A 23736-nucleotide genomic window follows, 5' to 3' on the forward strand; every position below is an offset into this window, starting at 1 on the left:
GAAGCAGGATTTGGTACCGGGCTAAACTTTCTCTTAAGCTGGCGACAATGGCTGGCCTGTGAAGAAAAAGGCCGTCGTGACTTTCACTACATCTCATTCGAAAAACACCCACTATCTCTATCAGATCTTAGAAACTCTTTGAGTAAATGGCCTGAGCTTGCAGATTTATCTTCCCAACTATGCGACGACTATCCTTTCACTATAAAAGGACACCACACACTGAAGTTCGAGTGTGGCCGAGTCATCCTCACACTGGTTTTTGGGGATATTTATGAGTCCCTGGATGAATACCGTTTTATGGCAGATTGCTGGTACCTGGACGGTTTTTCCCCTAATAAGAACCCGGAAATGTGGTCACCTGCTCTTTTTAAAGAAGTTGCCAGACTATCATCTGACGGAGCCACTTTTTCCACCTTCGCCGCTGCGTCAGCTGTAAGACGAGGGCTAGAATCGGCAGGTTTCAGTGTTAAGCGCCAGAAAGGCTTTGGCAAAAAACGAGAGATGCTTCTTGGCTCTATTACAAAACAAGACCTCAGTTCTACCGGTCACTTACCTTTAAGCAAAACAAATTGGGCCTACCCACAAACACTGATAAAGAATTCCGTTAAGAACTCTACGGCTGCCGCCTTAGATAAAGACGTGTCCAAGTCTTTCGATACCGTTATTATTGGGGCCGGTTTAGCGGGTATCAGCACTGCTTCAGCGCTGTATCAACGCGGGCTGGATGTTGCGATAATAGATACTCGCCCAGCACCTGTTTCTGGTGCCAGCGGCCAGAGCCAACTGGTAATGTACGCAAAGTTTCCCAGTGAGAGAAACAAAACGTTTAACTTCGTAGAGCATTGCCTTGCCTACAGCTTACGCTATTACCCGCGGCTACAGGCAAACTTTGATAATGAATTCTGGCACCCTTGCGGTTTACTGCAGCTAGCATGGAGTGATAAGGAAGCGGCCAAGCAAACCCGCTTTGCTAATAACACCAAACTGCCAACCAATTTTATACGGCCAATATGCGCTGATGAATCCTCAGAAAAGTCTGGCTTGAAACACTCCTGTGGCGGCTTGTGGTTTGAGAATGCGGGCTGGCTTGACCCTAAAGTCTACGCAAAAATACTACTTAGCGATAAGCCAGCTAAGTCACAGGCTACCATCACTCCATTTTACAACTGCGAAGCGAAGCAGATCAGCCAAAATACAGACTCAAGCTGGACCATAGAAACAAATTCAGGCCTTTTTCACACAAGGCATCTTGTCATTGCAAACTCTAATGACACCAAGAGTTTTCCCCAATTAGCACACCTGCCAACCAAGCCCTTGCGCGGGCAAGTTACATCGATAAGATCTAAGCAGAATAGCGAGGAAATCAAATCTACGCAGTGTGTGTTAACAGGAGAAGGCTACCTATGCCCATCTGTTTCTGGTTGGCACCACTTTGGCGCGACCTTTGATTTGGACTCAAATAATGAAAGCACTAATGCAGAAGACAATGAAAAGAACTTCGAAGCAATTCAGCACTGGAACCCATCATGGATTTCGGATAAGAACACTGAAGATAAAAGCCTGAATGACTATGATGTAAAAAGTAACGCCGGCCTTCGTTGCACCACTCCTGACTACCTTCCAATCGTTGGGCTCGCTCCAAATTTTGAACAAATGAAAGAGACCTTTGCCAAACTTCGAGTTGGCGCCAACAGCTGCAAACATCTTTATGGACACTACTATCAAGGTCTTTACGTCAACGTTGGACACGGCTCCAAAGGCGCATTAACAAGCCCCGTCGCCGCAGAACTTATTGCTCACGAAATATGCGGCGGCATCCCACCGGTAAATGACACACACAAAGCAATGTTTTCGCCCGCCCGCTTTATCATTAAGCACCTTAAACAGCGGCGCATTTAAACAAGGGGGTTCTCTATAGAGTTTCGATACAGCGTCCAATCGAAAGCAGGGCCTGGGTCTGTTTTCCGCTGTGGAGCGATATGTTCATGACCCGTTATACGCTCTTTCGTAATTTCAGGGTAGCTTTCCTGAATTGCATTAGTTAGAGCGGCAAGCTGCGAATACTGAATCGCTTGATACGGTATGTCATCAGCGCCTTCCAGCTCAACGCCTATCGAGAAATCATTACAGTTTTCCTGACCACAAAAGCTTGACTGTCCGGCATGCCAGGCACGGTCATTACAGGAAACAAACTGGACTATTTCTCCGTTGCGTTTAACGAGGAAGTGTGACGAGACCTGAAGATCGCGAATTGTCTCGAAATACGGATGCTCACCAACTGGCAAACAGTTTTGGAAAAAAAGCTCGATGTAATTATTGCCGAAGGACTTCGGTGGCAATGATATATTATGAACGACTAGTAAGTTGATCGGCGCAGCTTGAGGGCGCTCATTATAATTGGGTGACGGGCACTTCCGAGCACCAGCCAACCAACCATTACAAATTTTCATACCTAGTTAGCTCCGCGTAAACTCCCGATCACCGATTCTAAGGCACGATCAAACAATAAACCATCATTTAGAACTTGAAGCTCTCCATTTCTTAGCAGGGATGCAAAACCACTTTTATCCTGCTCCATTACTTTGATGCCGGATCGATTAACGAAAACAAACTTATCAATAGCCTTAATGTGTGCAGCAAGTTTACAACGTTCAGGACGTCCTTCCTTTGAAACCTCAAACCAGGTGCCAATGCTAGCTCTTTCCACCTGCTTACTAAATGCATCAAGAATGGAATCGCTCGCACTAGCACTCAAATCTTCTTCTAGAACCGTTTCGGCACGCGTAGGCTCGACACTTGATTCCGTTTCTGCGTTATCACCGGTGCCTTGCTCACTGGGTGAGACAGGTTTACTGTCGGAGTTTGTTTCTCTAGAGGCAGCTTTAGGCGCAGGCTTGACCGGCTTTTCGGCTTCAACGCTAGATTGCTTAAAATCGTTAAAGTCTTGTTCAATTTCAAGCGTATCCTGAACCAACTCAGCAATGGCGTTATCGTCCATTGCAGACTTGGCAAACTCTTCGTATGTTTGCAAGTTATTCAAGACATTAACATGCTGAGCTTCGATATCGGCCAATAGGGTTTTCGCCTCAAACTGATCATACATGATCCGATTGAGCCCCTCCCGACACTTCCTCATAACACGAGGAATCGTTTTCAATAACTTGCCTCGAACATCAAGCTCCTCCTTGTCTGGGCTCACCGTCCAAATCAAATCTTTAACCAAGGCAATTTCAGCCTTCCAACTCTCTGAGTCGACACCACCGTTTAGGTATGTGTAATTAAGCACCCTACTCCACGCTTTTGAAAGAAAAGCTTCTGCACATTCTGGTACATTACGCGCTCTTGCTTGCTGATCAGCCAAAATTGCATTTAAAGCATTATCAACCGCCTTCTTGGCTAGGTCATTGGCTGCTTTTCCCTTCTCAGCATCTTTTGTGCGCTGCTCAACAAGTTGACCACGCTTATCTTCAATCACTATAAATTTAATGAAATCATCTAATAAGCTTTGGAAAATATCTAGATTGTCATCGAAATCGTTTAGCACTTTATCAACGACAGCTTCGATTTTTCCCTTCAGTCTATCTGACTTACTACCGCTTGTTTCGGTCCAACCAAGTGCAGCAGCAGCTATTTCGTTCAGAAGTTTTCTAGCAGGATGCCCGCCACGATCAAAAAAGCTTCTATCTAGCATCGCTACTTTAAGTATAGGAATTTGAAGCCTTGCAATTAACGCTTTCATAACGGGCTGAAGCTGACGATCATCAAGAATAAAATCGAACAACATTGAAACTAGGGAAATGACATCGGAGTCCACTGAGGAAATTGCCCCTCCCTCAGAAGATTCGCTCGAGCTTGATAACAAACTACGAAAATCAACACGCTGATATCCACCTAATTGATCACCTGAAATCTGTCCCGAGAACCGATTTTGCTGCGCCGATAATTGCTGAATAATATTTGTTTGCGGAATGATATTAGACATACCACCAACACCTGCATCGATTGAACTTGCGGGCTGACCTGAATGAAGAAGAGAGCGCAACTCACCGAAAGCTATACCCTGAGAAAGGTACTGATTTTCACCGAGCGTTGGAACACTTGAAGAATCAAAGCCATTGATATCAGGCGTAGCATTCTCGAGCTGACCATTTGATTTAATCGTATCCGTCTTTGACACATTATTGAGCATTTCAACAGCCTTGCTGCTATTTGTACGCGCTGTTTTGCCAATACCGATCGTTAATGCGGGAAGTACACCTGACTGCCTTAACTGCTGATTGCAATCTTTATATACTGCCGCCATTTTCGACAGTACATAGCGTTCAAATAGTTTAAGCACGATAAGCTTTGCTCGGATGCCAAAATCGAGACAGTCACATGCTTTTGCAAAGGCATCACATAGCTTATGCGGGGACGCGGGAAAGTCTTTAGAAAATACTTCACTCTCATCAAGTATAAAGGAAACCCGAGCACTAAGCTCCTCGAGCACCGTGCCAATACCTTGATTAAGCCTCGACACCATCGCATCGACTGCGACATTAACCTCAAGTTCATCCTTATCAATAAGATCCAATGAATCTATCGAGTCACCAGACGGGCCGTTCACCTGTGGACCACTGGTAAGCGAATTGAAATTAGTCAACAACTGCTTTACAACGGCATTTGCGATATGGCGCTTCTGTAAACGAAGCTCTCTCATCGCATCGAAATACAACGCTTGGTCACCATTAGTGCCCGCTTTGTCGGCCATTTCAAACAGCGCATCATCCGCACCATCAAACAAATGACGTAATAAATCCTGCACTTTAAGTCTAAAATTATCTCTAACGACAATGACTAACTTCGGTAGTGGTTTAGCGGATACTCCTGAAATAGTTTTGCCGCCGTGAATCCCTACTATCTTTGGCTCTGCCATAATTACCCCAACTGCCCACTTGCTAAGAGTCAATTATTTAACATTTATTTGCATTATAGCGAGTCAATATTATGACTGCTGTCACATTTTGTTTCCGCTTGAACCAGTTCACAAAAAATGTGAATTATTAAACCCAGCACAACAACTACTCGTCTAACAATATAGTGAACGAGAACAAGCTAAGCCACTTAGCATTATCCGAAATAATCTATATAATGGCGCCGCTAAATAAAAGTAAGCAATACTTTCGACTTTTTTTAATTTTAAGCATCCTTTGTATTCACCAGACCCAGCCTGAACAGCTTGAGCCAAAATATGAACGAATTACTTTCAAAAGCCATCGAAAATAACGTTAACGCTGCAATTTCGGAAGATGTCGGCTCCGGTGATATAACTGCTCAGCTAATTGATGCCGACAAACAGGCTTGCGCGAAAGTAATTACCCGTGAAAGTGCGATTATTTGCGGTACAAAGTGGGTTGACGCCGTCTTTCATGCAATTGATCCAACCCTTGAAATTAAGTGGTTCGTCAATGACAGAGACAACGCTTCACAAAACGAAACTCTCTTTACTGTTAGTGGCTCTGCCCGATCCATTCTAACCGGAGAACGTGCCGCACTTAATTTTCTGCAAACACTTTCTGGCACTGCAACGACAGCTAAACACTACGCAAACCTGGTTGCACACACTCAAGTAAAGCTTCTGGATACTCGTAAGACCCTACCTGGACTGCGCCTAGCACAAAAGCATGCCGTTACCTGCGGAGACTGCCACAACCATCGCATTGGCCTTTATGACGCCTTCCTAATCAAGGAAAATCACATTATGGCCTGCGGCGGCATTGGACAGGCAGTTAACAAAGCTCAGCAACTAGCTCCCGGAAAGCCCATCGAAGTTGAAGTTGAATCTATACAAGAGTTGCAACTAGCCTTACAAGCTCAGGCTGATATCGTCATGCTCGACAATTTCCCTATCAGCACTTTAAACGAGGCCGTAAAACTAAATAAAGGCCAAGCCAAGCTTGAAGCTTCTGGCGGCATAACCAATGAAACGCTGGTCCCAATTGCTGAAACGGGAGTAGACTTTATTTCAATCGGCGCACTGACAAAAGACTGCAAATCTATCGACCTTTCAATGCGGATTGATATCTAAACAGAAAAACGCCAGCTTACATAAATTTACATACCGAAACACTTCAGTTAGACAATCATTTGGCTATTACAGATAGAATAGATTCATCATTATGGTGATGTCTTCAGACAGCTAAATTCGTCATAAAACAAGAAGACAATCCACCATATTTACCATGCGGCCCATTATATAATTTCACCTTCGAGCTAAGCTGGCTTTACTTTCAATGAATGCAAATAATCTAAGTTTTAAGCCAGAAATCTCTAGCGCTCGCATTCACGGCATACCCGCATTTTTCATAAGTCTCACCCTGTTGTTTATTGCTTTAGGTTTTGACCAATTATTTATCAATGACGGATCGACACTTCAGAATGCCATGCCCTACGTCAGCATAGCCTACGGTTTATCACTCTCTCTTACTTATTGCTTCGGCCTAGTCAGTCTACCCGCAATATTCCTAGCCCCAGTCGCTTTATCACAAGCATCTAACGCATGGTTTGACGGTGATATAGAACTTAGTACTGCAGTACTGTTTTCGTTAAGCCTTTGCATGCAAAGTTATGTGCTCCGGAAGTCATTCCAGCTCTCTATTACCAAGGGTAATCCTTTATCAAACAGTAAAAACCTGATCCTTTATATTTCCCACAGCGTAATAATTAGCGCCTTAATCAGCACATTGCTCGGTGTCAGCTTGCTCACCAATGACGGCGACAGCACACTAGACCTAAGGGTAATAGCCTACTTATGGATTTCCAATGTTATTAGTCTGACCACCATTCCAAGCATCGTGTTCGCGGCACAAAACCATGCACAACGTATCAAGCAAAACACACATCCTTTAGAGTGGTTTGTTTGGCTTTCAATCTCGATCCTCAGCATTTATTTTACCACCAAGGAAAAGCCTCACTTTATACTTCTAATCATTCCAATCTTAATGTGGGCTTCAACCAGATTTAACCAGCTCGCTTGCACTATTGCTATTTTCGTATCTGGGATTATCACCCTGCACCTCCTTAACGCCGGGACACTGACACAGCAATTATCAATACCAGAATATTCTCTACCTCTTGCTAGCTTGATCGTTATTCTAACTACCCTTTACTTCAACACCCTCCGTTCAGATCAAATAAAAATCGAAGCGAGGCTCGAAGATATTGTTCAACAACGCACACAAGATTTACTTAGCGCCAACCAAGAACTTCGCGATGAGGTTTACATCAGAAAGCAGGCAGAAAAGAGTCTACAAAACACCTCGTCTCGTTTCAGAGCACTATTCGAAACTGCCGGCATCCCGATCATCGTACTTGATAAGAAGTTCAAAATTAAACAATGGAATGCAGCAGCCGAAGTTCAGTTTTCTTATACTAAAGAACAAGTGCTAGGCAATAATTTCATCGATATGTTTGTTCCAGAAAATATTCAGGACGAGACAGCATGGAAATTTACCAAGGTACTCGAAAGCGGCCTTAGTAAAGAAAATATGGAATGCGAGATNATCAGTGGCGACTCGCTTTCGCACACCATGCTCTGGAACATGAACCACCTTAGCAATCATGACGGTGAATCCCAGCAGACGCAGCTTCTTTTGATTGGCCAAAACATTTCCGACATCAGAAAAACTCAAAATCAACTTCACTACCTCGCTCACTACGATGCACTTACCGATACGGCTAACAGACGCCTATTCGAAGACCGCTGCGCCCAAGCGATTCAATCAGCAATTCGACACAAATCCGAGATTGCGCTAATCGGCCTAGATATCGATCACTTCAAACGAATCAATGACACGCTCGGACACGATATCGGCGATCAATTTCTTGTCACCTTAGCCAGCAGACTCAAACAAAGCGTTCGAAAGGAAGACACGATTGCCCGCCTTGGCGGAGACGAATTTGCTATTCTGCTAGCAAATGTATCGGGAAGAGAAGGCGCTAAAACAGTTGCCAGAAATATTCTCGATAACATTACCAAGCCCGTAAATATTGGCGGGAATGAGCTTATCGTTACTTCCAGCATCGGCATTACCGTCTGCCCTAACGATGGCACGCAATATCCCGACCTTCTAAAAAATGCAGATATGGCCATGTATCGAGCGAAAAAAGCCGGACGAAACAATATTCAGTTCTATAGTCCAGAAATGAACAGTGAAATGCAGCGCCAACTAATTATTGAGCATGAGCTAAGAAACGCTATCAGCGCCAGCCAATTCAAGCTTTACTACCAACCTATCATCGACATTGAAACGGGTGAAATTCTCGCGCTTGAAGCCTTGCTACGCTGGCATCATCCTGACAAAGGTTTAGTCACGCCAGAGTACTTTATTGATGTCGCTGAGCAAACGGGCTTATTGCACGACATTGGTCAATGGGTAATTTCTAACGCCTGCCTGCAAGGACGAGCAATTCAGGAATGGTCAGACACGCCGATACAAATAGCGCTCAACCTCTCTAACCGCCAATTTAACCATCCGCGAATAGTTGAACTTATCCAAAAAGCAGTAGAGAGCACTAAATTTGATCCAAAGAACCTGATTCTGGAAATGTCGGAAAGCACGATCACAAGCAATATCGAGACATCCTTTGTGACACTTACTCAACTTAAAGAGTTGGGCGTGTCACTGACAATCGACAGCTTTGGAACCGGTCTAAGCTCACTACGACAGTTAAAGCAAATTCCCGCCGACATCATTAAGGTCGACCGAACTTTCGTGACTGGCATACCAAGGGATGAAAGCGATATGGCCATCACTGAAACACTGCTAGCTATTGCGAGTCAGATGGATTTAAAAACATTTGCTACAGGGATCGAAACGAAGGAGCAGGAAGCTTTCTTAAAGATTAATGGCTGTCGATATGGGCAAGGTTATCTCTACTCCCCACCAGTGCCGTTCAAGGAATTATATGCAATATTACATAGCTTGAATCAAGGCGAAACCTTAGGCCGGGGCGACCAGATCGTACTACCTCTGGTGCACGAATCTAAACCGGCCTAAGCTAAAAGCAGGTTTTCTTGCTACGAAGATAAATGCTCGTGAAGTTCTTCAAACTGAGTCGTTAAAGCATGCTTTGGAGCAAAGTAGATAAGCGGCTGACTTTCTTGGTGCGACTCTTTCATCTTGATTGAAGCATTAATTTTTACAGGTAATACTGGCAACCCTTCTTCTTCGAGCTCCTTCACCAAGCGCGACGGCAGACTCGCACGCGGCTGAAATTGATTCACTACAATACCCTCTATTTCCAAGCGGTCATTGTGATCTTCTTGTATGTCTTGCAACTCGCCCATAATCGTATACAAAGCTTGACGAGAGAAGTCATCGCAGTCGAAAGGAATCAAAACCTTATCGCAAGCAATTAAGCCTGAACGCGTATAGAAATTTAAAGCAGGCGCTGTATCGATGATAATTTCATCAAACTGGCTCTCTAATGCTCTTAAGGCATTTTTGAGTTTATAGATCTTATGCTTAGCCTCCAGCTTTCTTTCAAGAAAATCCATCTCAGGACTAGAGGGCAAAACATAGAGATTGTCGAAGGGGGTTTTATGCGCAAAGTCGGCAGGATCTTTATTAAACAAATTAAATGAAAGCGTTTGCTCAAAAAAATCGGCAATCGAGTCATTCAATTCAGCAGCAGGCTTTCCCATTAAATAGTGAGTAGAGTTACCTTGCGGGTCCAAATCAACAACCAAGGTTCTGCGTCCCTTAGCAGCGAAAATAGCTGCAAGATTGCAAGTAATACTCGACTTCCCTACACCGCCTTTCTGGTTGAATACTACGCGAATCATTTTTTTCTCCCTGCAGCTGATGAGCTACCAATTTAAAACTTTCTTGACGAACGGAATTGTCAATTTACGCTGCTCAGTGAGCGACGCTTTGTCTAGTTGATCAAGTAACGCTAGCAACTCTGTTAAGTTGCGCCCGCTACGCTTAATAATAAAAGTAGAAACGCCCTCTTCCAAGCTAAAGCCCTTATGTATCGCAACCTGCTGCATGATTAGTTCTTTTTCAGCATCACTATAAGCTTTCAGGCTTATCAATAAACCGGATTTTAGGCGTGACAACAAATCAGCCAAGCAGATATTCAAGGCGTCTACCGGCTGTGACAAGGCGAAAATTAACATATCACCTTGAGCTTTATAATGGTTAAATAAATTAAAAAGACAGCGTTCTTTAAACTCTCGACTTAAGCTCTGGTGACACAGCCACAAATCCAAGTGATCGAGAGCCAAAATTGAATATTGCTCAAAGCTTGAAAACAAACCCTGAACGTCACTCTCTGATAATTCAAACTCGTTTAATTCCGCAAGCGAAAAGTAACAAACATTGTCCAGCTCTTTTGACTCAGCGTAGCCAATTGCAGCATTAAGCAAATGGGTTTTACCAGACTCTTCTGGCCCAACCAGTAAGACTGCAGTTTCCTGATACTCATCTATCGCACTCGACAGCATAAACTTGGCACGATCGTTTTTTTCGCTGTAAAACGTTTCGAAGCTTAGGTCACTTTTTTCCCTAACAGGCAATAATAGTTGGCTGGATAATTCAAAAGCATTCATAAGCCAGTCTTATCATTCAATTCATTTTCTCGGCGCTGCTTGTATGCCTTTACGCCCCAAACCAAGTAATAATGAATACCGCTAATCAGAGTAATGGCACCCACTACAAATAGGCCTTCTGAAACTGCCCACTGCGGCATCGGCAGATCTGCCAAGCTCATAATCACGAGTAAGACATAAACAATCTGTAGCATTGTACAGGTCTTACCCAGCCATGAGGGCTTAATATCATAATGACTAATAAAGAAGTGATAGCCCAGCGCACCAGCTAGAATCATTACATCGCGACCAATAACGAGATATAGAAGCCACATTGGGATTTGCTCTGTCCAAGCAAGCATTACGTAAGCCGTAACGAGCAGTAGTTTATCTGCCAAAGGGTCAGCTATGGCACCAAATCGCGACTTCCAATTAAATTGGCGAGCCAAGAAACCATCAACTCCATCTGAAAGACCTGCTACAAAGAATAGAATCAAAGCCTGCAAATATTGCGCGGAATATACGCTCATCGCAAAAGGAATCACCAGCAGGATTCGAATAACAGTTAGAATATTAGGAATCTGATTAGCTGCGATCATTCTATCTCCAAAATAACCATAGCAATGACTAAGACCCGGAGCGCCAAACAAATTTATCGAGCGCATCGACAAGCATACCCTTATTTAACTCCAATATACCGTCTAGCTCCGCTTCCCGTTTTATTAGCTTTCGCCCAAGAGATAGGTGCTGAGAAAGCATTTCTCTTGTATCACGCAAGCGCAACTCAAAGGTAAGCTGATCTTCCTCGGCTAGCAACATATTTACGGATGCAACAGGCGCAAGATCTTGCAGGTAACGCTGTACATCCACATAATCTTCGAAAGAATCGATACCAAGCACTGAAATGGTATAGATTTCTGAACTTGCTACGCCAGATATAGCATACTGAGTAGATATAACGCTTGCCAAGCGAGCAACAAACTCTTTTGAAACCGATTCACTGCTTGCCTGAGCGCTTTCACCAAAGAAAGTTTGCTCACCTAGGAATAGCTGCCAGTCTGCACGCCATTGACGCTGAGAAACAGGCTCTTTTGCTTCATCAAGTTCTTGAGCCTCAGGAGTAATGGAACTTTGCAAGCGTACAATTGCAACAGCGTCGGTGCCATAGCGCTTACTAGCATCAATATGGGAGTCAGAAAACAGGCCCCATAATCCGTCAACATCTAAAAGCGAAAGGTCTGTCAGATCGGCCACAGGAATAAAAAGCGGCAAACCTCGAGTCTCAGCAATGCCAGTCAATTCAGGTAGCACCTCATCCAGTTCGGAAGCGCCGATAACGCTTCGCTGCCCTTGTTCATCAGACATCACCACCCAAACCAGAATTGAAGGACGAGACCGCCCCCAAATAGGAAGAGACAGTGATTGCAAACCCGCTTCTATGGGCGATTCTGCGAATGCAACATCCAGCATATATTGGTCAGGTACGGCGGGCTCGGCTATTAACGACTCAGTTAACTCTTCTTGGCCGGTCTGAGCGGAACTAGGCATAGAACCAGGCTCCTGTTCAACGTCTGCACCTTCATCTGTAAACTCCATAGCGAGCCTTTCGCGCTCAGCAAGCACCTCAAGATAAACGCTATACGCGGGGTTTTCTCTGTAGGCAAATGAGAGCACGTAGTTTTCAGGTGAGCGAAACTTAGAATTCACAGAAGAATCCTGCAACAATTCCTCATCACCAGTAACACGGATCAACACCTGATGCAGCGCCTGCTCAAAGCCTAGCATACGATCGGAAGGGTCTTGCGAAGGTACTGCGACAGAAGCGTTATATAAATTACCTAGCTGGACAGCGATTGAGTGTGAACTCAAAAAGGCTAGCGAAACAAGTACGAAAAAACGAATAATATTGACCAAGTAAGTGCCACTTATGCTCAGTATTTGAAAGGTTTATCATAATATTCTCGAAACACTCATAAAACAACCATCAGCCGTGCTTTGCACACCTACTTTCTAATATTTTTTTAAATCACTACGAATATGTTATTTTTTACTGCTAGCATTTGGCGAGACTCCAAACAACTGGTAGAATCGCGCCAATTTTAAAAAGCCAAGGTTTTAGCTCATATGACTAATAATTCTGACTCAAATACAAACCCTTCACTTAGCTACAAAGACGCTGGCGTCGATATCGATGCGGGAAATGAGCTAGTAGAAAGAATTAAAGGTGTCGCCAAAAAAACTCGAAGACCGGAAGTAATGGCCGGTCTAGGCGGTTTTGGCGCAATGTTTGAGTTGCCGAAGGGCTATAAAGAACCGGTTTTGATTTCCGGTACCGACGGTGTTGGCACAAAACTAAGATTAGCCATGGACTTCAATAAGCACGATACGATAGGTATTGATCTCGTTGCCATGTGCGTTAACGATCTTATTGTTGGTGGCGCAGAGCCATTATTCTTCCTTGACTATTACGCTACAGGTAAACTGAATGTTGACGTTGCTGCCGATGTAGTAACAGGCATTGGCGCTGGTTGCGACCTATCTGGTTGCTCACTAGTCGGCGGTGAAACTGCTGAAATGCCCGGCATGTACGAAGGCGAAGATTATGACTTGGCTGGTTTTTGCGTTGGCATTGCTGAGAAGTCTGAGATTATAGATGGCACCAAAGTTAAGGCTGGCGACAAGTTAATTGGCCTCGCTTCTTCAGGTCCACACTCGAATGGCTACTCTTTAATTCGCAAGATTATAGAAGTATCAAACGCTGACCTAAACCAGGAAATTGGCGATACCGACCTAAAATCGGCCTTGCTTGAGCCAACAAAGATTTACGTTAAATCTCTTCTTAAATTGATCAAAGAAGGTGAGGTGCATGCCCTTTCACATATCACGGGCGGTGGCTTACTTGAGAATATTCCTCGCGTAATACCTGAAGGAACTAAAGCAGTCATCGAGACCCAGAGCTGGGAATTGCCTGAAGTATTCAAATGGCTTCAATCAGCAGGTAACGTAAATCCTGTTGAAATGTATCGCACCTTCAACTGCGGTGTTGGCATGATCATCGCCGTTCCAGCCGGTTCAGAAGAATCAGCCATCAAGCTTTTAGAAGCTGAAGGCGAAAGTGCTTGGGTAATTGGTGAAATTGCCGACACATCTTCCGACGAAGAGCAAGTCCAACTAAATGGACTAGGCGCTTAGTAATGGAAGGACGAGATCCTGTTGTCGTTGTTTTGATATCGGGTAGCGGCAGCAACCTTCAAGCCTTAATCGACGCCTATCAACGTGAAGAAATCCCTGGAAAGATCAGCGCTGTTATTTCCAATAAGCCCCATGCTAAGGGCCTAGAGCGAGCTAAGAAAGCTGAGATTGATACTCATGTCATCGAACATCAAAAATTCGCTCAACGAGAGATTTTTGATGCAGAGCTGATTAAGACGATTGAGAAGCATCAACCGGATCTCGTGGTATTAGCGGGCTTTATGCGTATCTTAACCGATGATTTTGTCCGCCGTTTTGAAGGAAGAATGCTTAACATTCACCCCTCTCTTCTGCCTAAATATCCCGGCCTACATACTCATAAGCGTGCGCTTGAAGCAAAAGACAAAGAGCACGGCGTGAGTGTTCACTTTGTTACCGCTGAGCTTGATAGCGGCCCGAACATCATCCAGGCTATTGTACCAGTCTTAAATCAGGATACTGAAGAAACACTTGCCACCCGAGTACTTGAAAAGGAACACATCATTTACCCCATTGCGGTTAAGTGGTTTATCGATGGACGTCTTGAAATGAAAGATGGCCAAGCCTATCTGGATGGCGAGCAGTTGCCCGAAAGCGGCCTTAAGCTAGAGATTGAGCAGACTTTACACTAAGAGTCTGCGCCACCCTTGCGCTTCACCAACGATTATTCACTCTCTTTCTGAGCAATATCTGTAATCAAACGCCTAAACCACTGATGGTCCGCATTATGATGAAGTAAAGGACTCCAGGCCATCTTGAGATCGAATGCTGGTATATCGAAGGGCGGCTCTTTCATTACAAGCTTAGAGCTTTCACTTTTTAAACGCGCCGCGCGGCTCGGCAGCGTAGCCACTAAGTCATGCTGCTGCGCCAACAACATCGCCACCTGGTAATGACGGGTAAATACACTAATTTCGCGCTTTGCTCCAATACGATCCAGCGCTTCATCAACCCAACCCAAGCGCTGCACATCATTCGGGTTCACTCCAACACCCACACCAAAGCCAGTTTTACTCACCCAAATATGGCTGGCCTTTAGGTAGGCATCCAGATCGAAGCTATTGACCAAGGTGTTACTAGGGCTCATCAGGCATGAGAAGGTATCAGACCAGAGCGTTTTTTGGTGAAAAGACTGCGGCAAAGTATCAAAGCGATTAATCGCCATATCGACACGGCCTTGCTCAACATCTTCGAAAGATACATCACTGGGCGTTAAAACATCGAGCGTGATATTAGGCGCCTGCTTGCGAACTTCACTTAAAACAGCGGGAATCAAGGTAGATTCAGCGTAGTCGCTTGCCATCACGCGAAACACCCGATGGCTTTGAAGGTCAAAATCCCTATCCGGGTGAACTACACGATCGATATTGAATAATATCTCTCTCACCGCAGGCTTAAGGCTGAGCGCCAACTCAGTAGGCGCCATACCGTCACTGGTACGAACAAGCAATGGATCTTCGAACAGCAAGCGCAAACGCTTCAAACCATTACTCATCGCAGGCTGCGTAATACCAAGATGGTTTGCAGCCTTGGTGACGTTTTGCTCACGCAAAAGTACATCTAGGTGAACCAGCAAATTTAGATCAACATCACTTAGATTCATAGACCTAGACGCCCTTGGCTAATAACACTCAATTAAACTTAAACTTCATGGTAGATTTCACTACCTTCCTGTTTAAATTTCTCCGACATCTCACTCATACCTTCGTTCGCATCCTTTTCTGCTGCGTAATCACGAACTTCCTGAGATATTTTCATTGAACAAAACTTAGGGCCACACATTGAACAGAAATGTGCAACTTTAGCAGAGTCCTTAGGTAATGTTTCATCATGATAAGCACGAGCAGTATAAGGATCTAGCGCAAGGTTAAATTGATCTTCCCATCTAAACTCAAAACGAGCCTTTGACATAGCATTATCGTGAATCTGTGCACCAGGGTGGCCTTTTGCAAGGTCGGCAGCATGAGCCGCGATCTTATAGGTAATAAGGCCCTGTTTTACATCTTCTTTATTAGGTAGACCCAAGTGTTCCTTAGGCGTGACATAGCAAAGCATTGAACAACCATACCAGCCAATCAGTGCAGCACCAATGCCTGAGGTGAAGTGGTCATAGCCTGGTGCGATATCGGTAGTAAGTGGGCCAAGCGTGTAGAAAGGCGCTTCATCGCAATGCTTGAGCTGCTCTTCCATATTCGCCTTAATCATATGCATCGGCACATGACCCGGGCCTTCAATAAAGGTTTGCACATCGTGCTTCCAAGCTATCTTGGTAAGCTCGCCTAAAGTACGAAGCTCTGAGAATTGCGCCTCATCATTTGCATCAGCAATTGAACCTGGGCGTAAACCATCACCAAGTGAAAAGCACACATCATAGGCTTTCATAATCTCGCAAATTTCTTCAAAATGCGTATAGAGGAAGTTTTCCTTGTGATGAGCAAGGCACCATTTAGCCATAATTGAACCACCACGACTAACGATCCCGGTGACTCGATTCGCCGTCATAGGCACATAGCGCAATAACACACCTGCATGGATAGTGAAGTAATCAACTCCCTGCTCCGCCTGCTCAATTAAAGTATCACGGAACAACTCCCAGGTAAGATCTTCGGCAACCCCGCCACATTTTTCAAGCGCCTGATAAATCGGCACCGTACCAATCGGTACAGAAGAGTTTCGAATGACCCATTCACGTGTCTCATGAATATTCTGGCCTGTAGACAAATCCATTACGGTGTCACCACCCCAACGCGTCGACCAAACTGTTTTCTCGACTTCTTCCTGAATAGAAGATGTCACCGCAGAATTACCAATATTGGCATTCACCTTGGTGCGGAAGTTCCGACCAATAATCATCGGTTCGGTTTCCGGATGGTTGATATTACAAGGAATGACAGCACGACCACGAGCGACTTCGTCTCTGACAAATTCCGGGGTAATCATTTTAGGAATAGAAGCGCCGAAAGACTCGCCTGGATGCTGGTTAGCTAGCGCTTCATCCATCTGCGCCTCGCTTAAAGCCAGATTTTCTCGAATAGCGATATATTCCATTTCCGGCGTAATGATACCCTGACGAGCGTAATACAGTTGCGTGACATTCTTTCCGGCTTTTGCTTTTAGAGGTTTACGCTTATGCTCAAAACGCAAGCCATCCAAGGCTAGGTTTTGATCACGTACATTTGCGTACTCAGAACTAAAACCAGGTAACTCTTCAGTATCATTTCGTTCAGCAACCCACTCATCGCGTAAGGGCATTAGCCCTTTTGTGACGTCAACTTCTATCTCGGGGTCTGTATAGGGGCCGGAGGTGTCATAAACTCTAACTGGAGGGTTATCCTCAAGCTCGCCATTCTGCAACTGAGTTGGGGTAAGTGAAATTTCACGCATCGCTACGCGAATATCTTTACGACTGCCTTCTACATATACTTTTTTTGAGGCTGGAAAAGGCTGGGTAGATAACTCATCTACGTAAGCTGTATCACCCAGTTTCTTTAACGAATCGTTTTTCATCTATTGCTCCGCATATCCGGTATTACGAGTGTGGTAAGTAAGGAAGCAATTAGAATCATCGGTCTAGTCTTGATGAATTCTTGTTCCCTACGCTGGTTCTAACCAATCAGGTTCAACGGGTCCCTATCTGCCTACAAAATGTAGAACAACAAATAATTGGATATATCCCAAGAATTTATGTGGTCTCAGCATTCGCAAATCATCAAGCGATAAAATGACAGATGCTCCCCGACAAGATTTTCATCGATTTTAGGGAGTGTTGAATGATATGGCAAGAAATAAGCGCTTTAGCATCGCCTAACGAGGAAAAATAGCCGAGAAGGAGCTACCTCGCCCCACCTCGCTATCGAGAACAATTCGACCATGATTCAGCGCGAGCATTTCGCAGCATATTGCTAAACCATAGCCATCACCTTCAATCTCACTATTCTCATGGGAATCTTGGCGCTGATATAGTTTGAAAATGCTTTCACGCTGTCCTTGAGGAACACCACAGCCTGTATCATTTACTTCAAGAGTAACGCACTTGCCGACCTGCTCATCAAAACTGGGACGAAGAGATACTTCAATAGCTCCCGCTTGCGTATATTTAATTGCGTTGGAGATAAGGTTGATCGCAATTTGCTTAAAGTGCTGCCTGTCTGCCAAGGCGTATATGTCAGAATCCGAAATCTCAGAGCGAAAATCCAAGCCTTTTTTCTTGGCAAGGGTTTCACCTTGTACACACGCTTCTTCAAGCGCAGGCACTGCATTGAAGCGGGAAATGTCGGCAGCCAGCTTTCCAGCTTCTACCCGCGTAGAATCCAAAGTCGTGCTGATCTGTTCAGCGAGCTGCTGACCGCCCCCGATAATTCGGTCGAACAAAGATAGCTGCGTTTCACTACACTGACTAGACAACTTTGATTTAAGAATGCCAGCGTAACCGACAACTGCATTCAAGGGTGAGCGCAATTCATGCACCATCATTGCCAAGTATTCTTTTCGAGTACGTTCTTTTTCGAGCTCCAGGCTTCGTTCAAACTCTTGACGCTGAAGTTCCATTTCTTTATTACTGGTCACATCTAACCCTGAAAGCAATACTGCGCTACCTTGACTGCCATCACTAATATGGAAACTCCATAAAAAGTGTGATGTCTTATCGTTATTTTCTTCAGCATTTGCAGAAGACTCGATATTCTCTAGACCACCCTGCTCTATTGCTTTGCCGACCAGAGCAGCAAGATCTCTGGGTAAAATAGCGGGCGCCCCTTCATCGTCAAATCCAAACTCAAGCATTAGATCAGTCATTGCAGGGTTACTAAAAAGAATCAGGCCTTGATCATCAAGCTCCAGCAATGGGGAGGGATTTATTTCAGTAAAAAATGAAAGCTTCTTGAGCTCTTCAAGCTGAAAGCCTTGCTGCTCGCAGGTAGTGAAAAGAATCATGCAGCTGCCATCATCGGTATAACTTCTACGGTAACTGACGGCAATGTTTTCAGAATTCTTATGCGTCCAATAGCATTCCTGTGGCGCTAGCTGAGCTTCACCCTGTTTTGCCAAGGGGCACTCCTCAGCTTCGTGATGAGTATAAATACTATGACGGCAAAATAGATCATGAGCAGTACCGCCCTCCGCTGCTTTTTCGGCAATAGCATCAATATCCCAGCCTAACATGGCCTGGCCTGCCTTGTTTAAGAACTGAATACAACCGTCACTATCGACAAGCAACACACCTTCAGGTAAAGCATCCAAGGTAATAGAAGTGATATCAAAAGAAGGACTCACGAAAGGTCTACTCGCAATAACTGTGCAGGGTCAGCGCCTGGGACGGTTAGATCCAAGACAGAAGTAATCGACAGCTCTTTATCTGTCTTGATTTTTGCAAGGTTAATCACCTTGGGCTTAATATGCGCCATCCCTGCCATATCGTAAACAACCTTTACGACAGGTAATTTTGGTTGATCGGCATCGATCTCAAGAACAATACCTTTTTCTTTGTTGCTTAGCTGGACAGCACTACCCACCGGATAAACACTCAATAGACTAATCAGCGCTGACACGGAAGGCTCATCAAGTTTTTCATTTTTGGCCTCTTTATATAGATTAGCAAGAGCGCCATGAGGTGTTACCGCAGGCCTATCAAGCAAGCCGTGGACTAACTCATCATACCTGACAACCACTGCGAAAACCTTACTTAAAGGATGTATCTGATCAGACTTAAGTCCAGAAGGGTAACCGCTTCCATCCAGGTGCTCATGATGCTCGGTAATAATGCGCATTACGATTGAACTGAGCTCACAGTTTTGTTTTAACGACCGTAAGCCTATCGAGACATGCTGATAAATTAACTTCTTTTCACTCGCCGTATAAGGTGATGCCTTACCAAGCAAATGCATAGGCAGTTTTAGCCAACCCGTATCGTGAAAAAATGCGGCTAAAGCGAGCGCCTGTTGTGCATCGTCACCTAAGCTGAGCTTGATAGATATACTTAAGACTAAACTAAATGAAGCGAAAGTATGATTTGCGAGCGAAGCATCTTTACGCTGAATATTGATAAGGATAGCGAGTGCTTGGTTATTCCGCTGTAGACTAGACAGCGTAGCGTCAATTAAAGGCGAAACCTGCCGAGCATCAACCACTTTATCGTTTTTGAGAGCTTCATTGATCTCATCTGCCAGCTTCTCAACTTTGCCCTTTAACTCTTTAGCAACACCAAGCTCCTGACCAATAGACGTACGCTCAGGCAATTTTTCCTTAGCACTTGCTTCTGAAACTGGCTTATCTTTCGCAGCCTGATCTTCTTGTGATTTATCAGTCTCTTGTGAGGACTTATCACGAATAACATCAGCTGGCGTTTCTACATCAACACCCTTTGAGGTATCAATCGAGAGCTGCTTGACACCCGCCTTGAGCAGCTTATCAATTTGAGCGGCATTTTTTATCTTCAAGTGGTGATACATGAAGGGGCTGTCAATCCACGATATATCGAGCTGGGTAATATACATACCAACCTTAAGTAAGGATATAGGGATCTTTTTTACTGCCATGCGAAGGAATGCCTAAACTCAGTGAATAGTGTCAGCTTTATTTACACTAAATTATAGGCCTTCCTGAGAGAATTTGTACTATGTTTTCACGATTAATTTAAGTTTTTATAGGTATTACCCTTCAGACAAAAGCTTTACGTACCCAGGTGATATATCTTGATCAATATAAGCCATACCCAGCTTATTTAGATATTCATTACGATCAGCTTTCATTAGGTTTATATCTAACGCGCCCGCCTCATTATCTTGATAAAGTGCAGCCAAAAACGCCATATAATGCTCTCCCTCCTTTACCATCAAAAGACTTGCAGCGCCAACATCCGGCCTAACTTTAGAAAGCAGATCACCTGGCAGCTTAACTTCGTAAACAACTGGCGACTCATCACCCTCGACTCGCACACTACGACTTCTAACCGCCTGCTGAGCCCAATAAAACGCAAGCTCCTTACTCTGTGTTAGGAATACCGGATCATGTGTCTCGGTGTAGTTATTACCAATCGTTGCCATAGTCTTCTTAGCAGCCTGATTCATAACCTTATCACCCGAACGCTTAAGCCCCGCACCATTAATAGAGGTAACCAGCGCAGACGAAGTACCGTGGTACCACACATCGCCGCTCGCGAAGCCATCTTTGCCGAGAAGGTCTTTAGCATCTTGCAGATAGGAAGGAGTGTCAATCATGATAAGTTGCCCTTTTTATAGGGTGCGCGGTGCGCACCAAAATACGTAGTGATGCGCATTGCGCACCCTATAAACTATAGTCTAAAGATTAAAAGGGGTTAGACTCACTGACTCTGCCCTCTTTTAATCTCCACAAAAAAGGCGACTCTAGAGTCGCCTTTTTCTAAACACATTAAGCATCTTTCAATAATACATTATCAAAAAAGCTTAACTAGCCAGTCTCAGATTAAGAGAACTGGTTAGAAGTGTTCTTAGCACCGCCTGCCTTAAGAGCACGCTCACCAGCAAAGTATTCTTTGTGGTCGTCACCGATGTCAGAACCTGACATGTTTTGGTGCTTAACACATGCGATGCCTTGACGGATCTCTTTACGCTGAACGCCAGCAACGTAACCCAACATACCCATATCACCAAAGTAGTTCTGAGCCAAGTTATCAACAGACAATGCAGTCGTGTGATAAGTTGGTAGAGTAATCAAGTGGTGGAATACGTTCGCTTCACGAGCAGTATCCGCTTGGAATGTACGAGTACGTTCGTCAGCAACTGCAGACAACTCAGACTCATCGTATTCAGCAGACATCAGGTTGTTACGATCGTATGCAGATACGTCTTTACCTTCTTCTACCCATGTATCATAAGTTTGCTGACGGAAGTTCAAGGTCCAGTTGAAAGATGGAGAGTTGTTATAAACAAGCTTCGCATCTGGGTGTACTTTACGTACGTCGTCCATCATGCCTTTGATCTCGTGTACAGTTGGTACTGCAGTTTCGATCCAAAGCAAGTCAGCACCAGCATTAAGCGCACCGATACAATCGAATACACAACGCTCATGACCAGTACCTGAACGGAACTGGTATAGGCCAGAAGGAAGACGTTTAGGACGAACAAGCTTGCCGTCACGGCTGATTAGCACATCACCAGGAGCTGTTTCTTCTGGAGTAACTTCTTCAACATCTAGGTAAGAGTTGTAGATATCACCAGAATCGCCCGGCTCGTTAACTACTGCGATTTCTTTAGTAAGACCAGCACCTTCAGAGTCAGTACGTGCAACGATGATACCGTTGTCAATACCTAGCTCAAGGAAAGCGTGACGCAATGCACGGATCTTAGCGTGGAAGTCAGCGTGAGGAACAGTTACTTTACCATCCTGGTGACCACATTGCTTTTCATCAGCAACTTGGTTTTCGATCTGTAGTGCACAAGCACCCGCTTCGATCATCTGCTTAGCCATTAGGTAAGTCGCTTCAGCGTTACCAAAACCAGCATCGATATCAGCAATAATTGGCACAACGTGAGTTACGTGGTTGTCAATTTGATCTTGGATTTCAGCAGCTTTTGCTGAATCGCCAGCTTCGTTAGCAGCGTCTAGAGCACGGAAAAGACCGCCTAGTTCACGCGCATCAGCTTGACGTAGGAATGTGTATAGCTCTTCAACCAACGATGCAACAGCAGTTTTTTCGTGCATTGATTGGTCAGGAAGTGGACCGAAGTCTGAACGTAGTGCAGCAACCATCCAACCAGAAAGGTACAAGTAACGACGGTCAGTCTTGCCACCGAAGTGCTTCTTGATAGAGATCATCTTCTGTTGGCCGACAAAACCGTGCCAGCAACCTAGAGACTGCGTGTACTTAGTTTTATCTTTATCAAATTCAGCCATGTCAGCGTTCATGATATCAGCAGTGTATTGCGCGATATCAAGACCAGTCTTGAATTTGTTTTGAGCGCGCATGCGTGCAATTGACTCAGGGTTGATTGCAGCCCAGCTATCACCTTTTGCTTCTACAACAGATGCTACTGCTTTGATCTCGTCTTGGTATTGTGACATTTTACGTATCCCTTATGTTTAGGAATGAAACCCCCTTCCTTTATATGCGACAACTCAACTGCAAATAACTTAGAAAGAAGCGTGATTTGAATTTCGAGCAGAATTCTAATTAAATGACAGGAATAAATGAAATATATAGTTTATATATCCGGTATACATGAAACTTATAAACCCAAGCATACCGCATTGATAAATAGTTTTTAACTCCAATCTATCAACAGGTTATAGAGATGCTCTAGATTTTACTTAAATTATGAGCAAAGTATGAGCGAAACAAAAAGCTACGCTTTTTGACAAAATGCAATAGACAAATACAGCTATTTATATGACAAAACTCTCAGATCTGAGTACAACTCAATCAAGCAGCATGACTTTCAAGCTTCTTACCAGCCTGAATATCTTCGTCAAAGTTAACCGTTTTTATATTAGGTAACGCCGCAACTTTACGCATTATCCCAACACCCTCTGTATCAAAGTTTGCAATCATTTCTTCGCTAACTTTAATCGGCTCACCCACACACAGACCAATGTTTGCCGGTTTAAGGCGCCAACTATTGCCTATATCAGAGCCACCCACGAGACTAATAGGTAAAACCACATCATCAGGCCTAAAATAGGCTTGCACGAACCGAGGGCTGACATACTTCATTGTGACACTTCCGTCCTTGGCAACATATGAACGAGAGCCTTCAGGGAATATCAAAAACGGCTCATACATAATGGATTTGAATAACTCGTAATCCTCACGATCCAATTCATCCAAAGCACAAGTTTGCCTAACGTCTGCCAAGTATTGGGCCAGATCATGTTTTTCAACCCGCATGAGCTGAGCAGAGATCTGAGAAAACCGGGCGCGATCTGATCGAATAAACTTATTCATAAAGTCGCTATAA

Annotated in this window: 18 protein-coding genes and 1 riboswitch; of the genes, 5 read left to right on the forward strand and 13 right to left on the reverse strand. The window is 44.4% G+C overall.

Annotation, left to right across the window (positions count from 1 at the left end; genetic code table 11):
- A partial coding sequence (mnmC, locus tag A3735_RS00080; RefSeq protein WP_068637308.1) for a bifunctional tRNA (5-methylaminomethyl-2-thiouridine)(34)-methyltransferase MnmD/FAD-dependent 5-carboxymethylaminomethyl-2-thiouridine(34) oxidoreductase MnmC occupies positions 1 to 1899 on the forward strand: 1899 nt, incomplete at its 5' end.
- On the opposite strand, the gene ampD is transcribed toward mnmC, so the two are convergent.
- Positions 1896 to 2450, reverse strand: coding sequence for a 1,6-anhydro-N-acetylmuramyl-L-alanine amidase AmpD (ampD, locus tag A3735_RS00085; protein ID WP_068508078.1), 555 nt, complete (start codon positions 2448 to 2450; stop codon positions 1896 to 1898). The genes mnmC and ampD overlap by 4 nt on opposite strands.
- A gap of 2 nt (positions 2451 to 2452) precedes the next feature.
- Positions 2453 to 4915, reverse strand: coding sequence for a DUF1631 domain-containing protein (locus tag A3735_RS00090; protein WP_068637311.1), 2463 nt, complete (start codon positions 4913 to 4915; stop codon positions 2453 to 2455).
- 315 nt (positions 4916 to 5230) lie between these two features.
- Here A3735_RS00090 and nadC point away from each other — a divergent pair, with 315 nt between their 5' ends.
- Positions 5231 to 6067: a carboxylating nicotinate-nucleotide diphosphorylase gene (nadC, locus tag A3735_RS00095; RefSeq protein WP_068509607.1), complete on the forward strand. Its 837-nt coding sequence runs from the start codon at positions 5231 to 5233 to the stop codon at positions 6065 to 6067.
- Between the two features lie 205 nt (positions 6068 to 6272).
- Positions 6273 to 9038: an EAL domain-containing protein gene (locus A3735_RS00100; protein WP_068637313.1), complete on the forward strand. Its 2766-nt coding sequence runs from the start codon at positions 6273 to 6275 to the stop codon at positions 9036 to 9038.
- 20 nt (positions 9039 to 9058) lie between these two features.
- Here A3735_RS00100 and A3735_RS00105 read toward each other — a convergent pair whose 3' ends face one another.
- The 4 genes from A3735_RS00105 to A3735_RS00120 are packed head-to-tail and all read right to left on the reverse strand — an operon-like array spanning position 9059 to position 12442.
- Positions 9059 to 9826 carry a ParA family protein gene (locus A3735_RS00105; RefSeq protein WP_068509617.1) on the reverse strand — a complete coding sequence of 256 codons (768 nt, stop codon included), beginning with the start codon at positions 9824 to 9826 and terminating at the stop codon, positions 9059 to 9061.
- A gap of 24 nt (positions 9827 to 9850) precedes the next feature.
- The gene (locus tag A3735_RS00110; protein ID WP_068509619.1) at positions 9851 to 10594 is read right to left on the reverse strand and encodes a DnaA ATPase domain-containing protein; all 744 of its coding nucleotides are present in this window, start codon (positions 10592 to 10594) and stop codon (positions 9851 to 9853) included.
- The gene (locus A3735_RS00115; protein WP_068509622.1) at positions 10591 to 11172 is read right to left on the reverse strand and encodes a CDP-alcohol phosphatidyltransferase family protein; all 582 of its coding nucleotides are present in this window, start codon (positions 11170 to 11172) and stop codon (positions 10591 to 10593) included. The genes A3735_RS00110 and A3735_RS00115 overlap by 4 nt, the downstream gene beginning before the upstream one ends.
- A 28-nt stretch (positions 11173 to 11200) precedes the next feature.
- Positions 11201 to 12442 (reverse strand): DUF2066 domain-containing protein, encoded by a 1242-nt coding sequence (locus tag A3735_RS00120; protein WP_156508876.1) that lies wholly within the window; start codon positions 12440 to 12442, stop codon positions 11201 to 11203.
- 255 nt (positions 12443 to 12697) lie between these two features.
- Here A3735_RS00120 and purM point away from each other — a divergent pair, with 255 nt between their 5' ends.
- Complete coding sequence (gene purM / locus A3735_RS00125; RefSeq protein WP_068508039.1) at positions 12698 to 13765, forward strand: phosphoribosylformylglycinamidine cyclo-ligase; 1068 nt, start codon at positions 12698 to 12700, stop codon at positions 13763 to 13765.
- A 2-nt stretch (positions 13766 to 13767) separates the two neighbouring features.
- Entirely contained in the window at positions 13768 to 14436 is a 669-nt protein-coding gene (gene purN, locus A3735_RS00130) for a phosphoribosylglycinamide formyltransferase (RefSeq protein WP_068508037.1), read from the forward strand.
- Positions 14437 to 14468: 32 nt separating this feature from the next.
- On the opposite strand, the gene A3735_RS00135 is transcribed toward purN, so the two are convergent.
- The 7 genes from A3735_RS00135 to A3735_RS00165 all read right to left on the reverse strand — a co-directional run.
- Positions 14469 to 15407 carry a LysR family transcriptional regulator gene (locus A3735_RS00135; RefSeq protein WP_068508035.1) on the reverse strand — a complete coding sequence of 313 codons (939 nt, stop codon included), beginning with the start codon at positions 15405 to 15407 and terminating at the stop codon, positions 14469 to 14471.
- A 38-nt stretch (positions 15408 to 15445) separates the two neighbouring features.
- Positions 15446 to 17311: a phosphomethylpyrimidine synthase ThiC gene (gene thiC / locus A3735_RS00140; RefSeq protein ID WP_068553106.1), complete on the reverse strand. Its 1866-nt coding sequence runs from the start codon at positions 17309 to 17311 to the stop codon at positions 15446 to 15448.
- 67 nt (positions 17312 to 17378) lie between these two features.
- A riboswitch (TPP riboswitch) is annotated at positions 17379 to 17552 on the reverse strand.
- A gap of 56 nt (positions 17553 to 17608) precedes the next feature.
- Positions 17609 to 19075, reverse strand: coding sequence for an ATP-binding protein (locus tag A3735_RS00145; protein ID WP_068637314.1), 1467 nt, complete (start codon positions 19073 to 19075; stop codon positions 17609 to 17611).
- Positions 19072 to 20337 (reverse strand): HD domain-containing phosphohydrolase, encoded by a 1266-nt coding sequence (locus A3735_RS00150; RefSeq protein ID WP_068637317.1) that lies wholly within the window; start codon positions 20335 to 20337, stop codon positions 19072 to 19074. The genes A3735_RS00145 and A3735_RS00150 overlap by 4 nt, the downstream gene beginning before the upstream one ends.
- A 114-nt stretch (positions 20338 to 20451) precedes the next feature.
- A complete protein-coding gene (locus tag A3735_RS00155) occupies positions 20452 to 21018 on the reverse strand; it encodes a hypothetical protein (protein ID WP_068508028.1) in 567 nt (188 codons plus the stop codon).
- A gap of 226 nt (positions 21019 to 21244) precedes the next feature.
- Complete coding sequence (locus A3735_RS00160) at positions 21245 to 22843, reverse strand: isocitrate lyase (protein WP_068508026.1); 1599 nt, start codon at positions 22841 to 22843, stop codon at positions 21245 to 21247.
- Between the two features lie 358 nt (positions 22844 to 23201).
- Positions 23202 to 23736 (reverse strand): hypothetical protein (locus A3735_RS00165; RefSeq protein ID WP_231882296.1); only part of this gene is annotated, 535 nt, incomplete at its 5' end.

Source organism: Oleiphilus sp. HI0061, assembly GCF_001635675.1.

Bases quoted from the DNA above. Each gene is read 5' to 3' on its own strand.
- ampD (WP_068508078.1), bottom strand. From the start codon at position 2,450: ATGAAAATTTGTAATGGTTGGTTGGCTGGTGCTCGGAAGTGCCCGTCA.
- A3735_RS00090 (WP_068637311.1), bottom strand. From the start codon at position 4,915: ATGGCAGAGCCAAAGATAGTAGGGATTCACGGCGGCAAAACTATTTCA.
- nadC (WP_068509607.1), top strand. From the start codon at position 5,231: ATGAACGAATTACTTTCAAAAGCCATCGAAAATAACGTTAACGCTGCA.
- A3735_RS00105 (WP_068509617.1), bottom strand. From the start codon at position 9,826: ATGATTCGCGTAGTATTCAACCAGAAAGGCGGTGTAGGGAAGTCGAGT.
- A3735_RS00110 (WP_068509619.1), bottom strand. From the start codon at position 10,594: ATGAATGCTTTTGAATTATCCAGCCAACTATTATTGCCTGTTAGGGAA.
- A3735_RS00115 (WP_068509622.1), bottom strand. From the start codon at position 11,172: ATGATCGCAGCTAATCAGATTCCTAATATTCTAACTGTTATTCGAATC.
- purM (WP_068508039.1), top strand. From the start codon at position 12,698: ATGACTAATAATTCTGACTCAAATACAAACCCTTCACTTAGCTACAAA.
- purN (WP_068508037.1), top strand. From the start codon at position 13,768: ATGGAAGGACGAGATCCTGTTGTCGTTGTTTTGATATCGGGTAGCGGC.
- A3735_RS00135 (WP_068508035.1), bottom strand. From the start codon at position 15,407: ATGAATCTAAGTGATGTTGATCTAAATTTGCTGGTTCACCTAGATGTA.
- thiC (WP_068553106.1), bottom strand. From the start codon at position 17,311: ATGAAAAACGATTCGTTAAAGAAACTGGGTGATACAGCTTACGTAGAT.
- A3735_RS00150 (WP_068637317.1), bottom strand. From the start codon at position 20,337: ATGGCAGTAAAAAAGATCCCTATATCCTTACTTAAGGTTGGTATGTAT.
- A3735_RS00155 (WP_068508028.1), bottom strand. From the start codon at position 21,018: ATGATTGACACTCCTTCCTATCTGCAAGATGCTAAAGACCTTCTCGGC.
- A3735_RS00160 (WP_068508026.1), bottom strand. From the start codon at position 22,843: ATGTCACAATACCAAGACGAGATCAAAGCAGTAGCATCTGTTGTAGAA.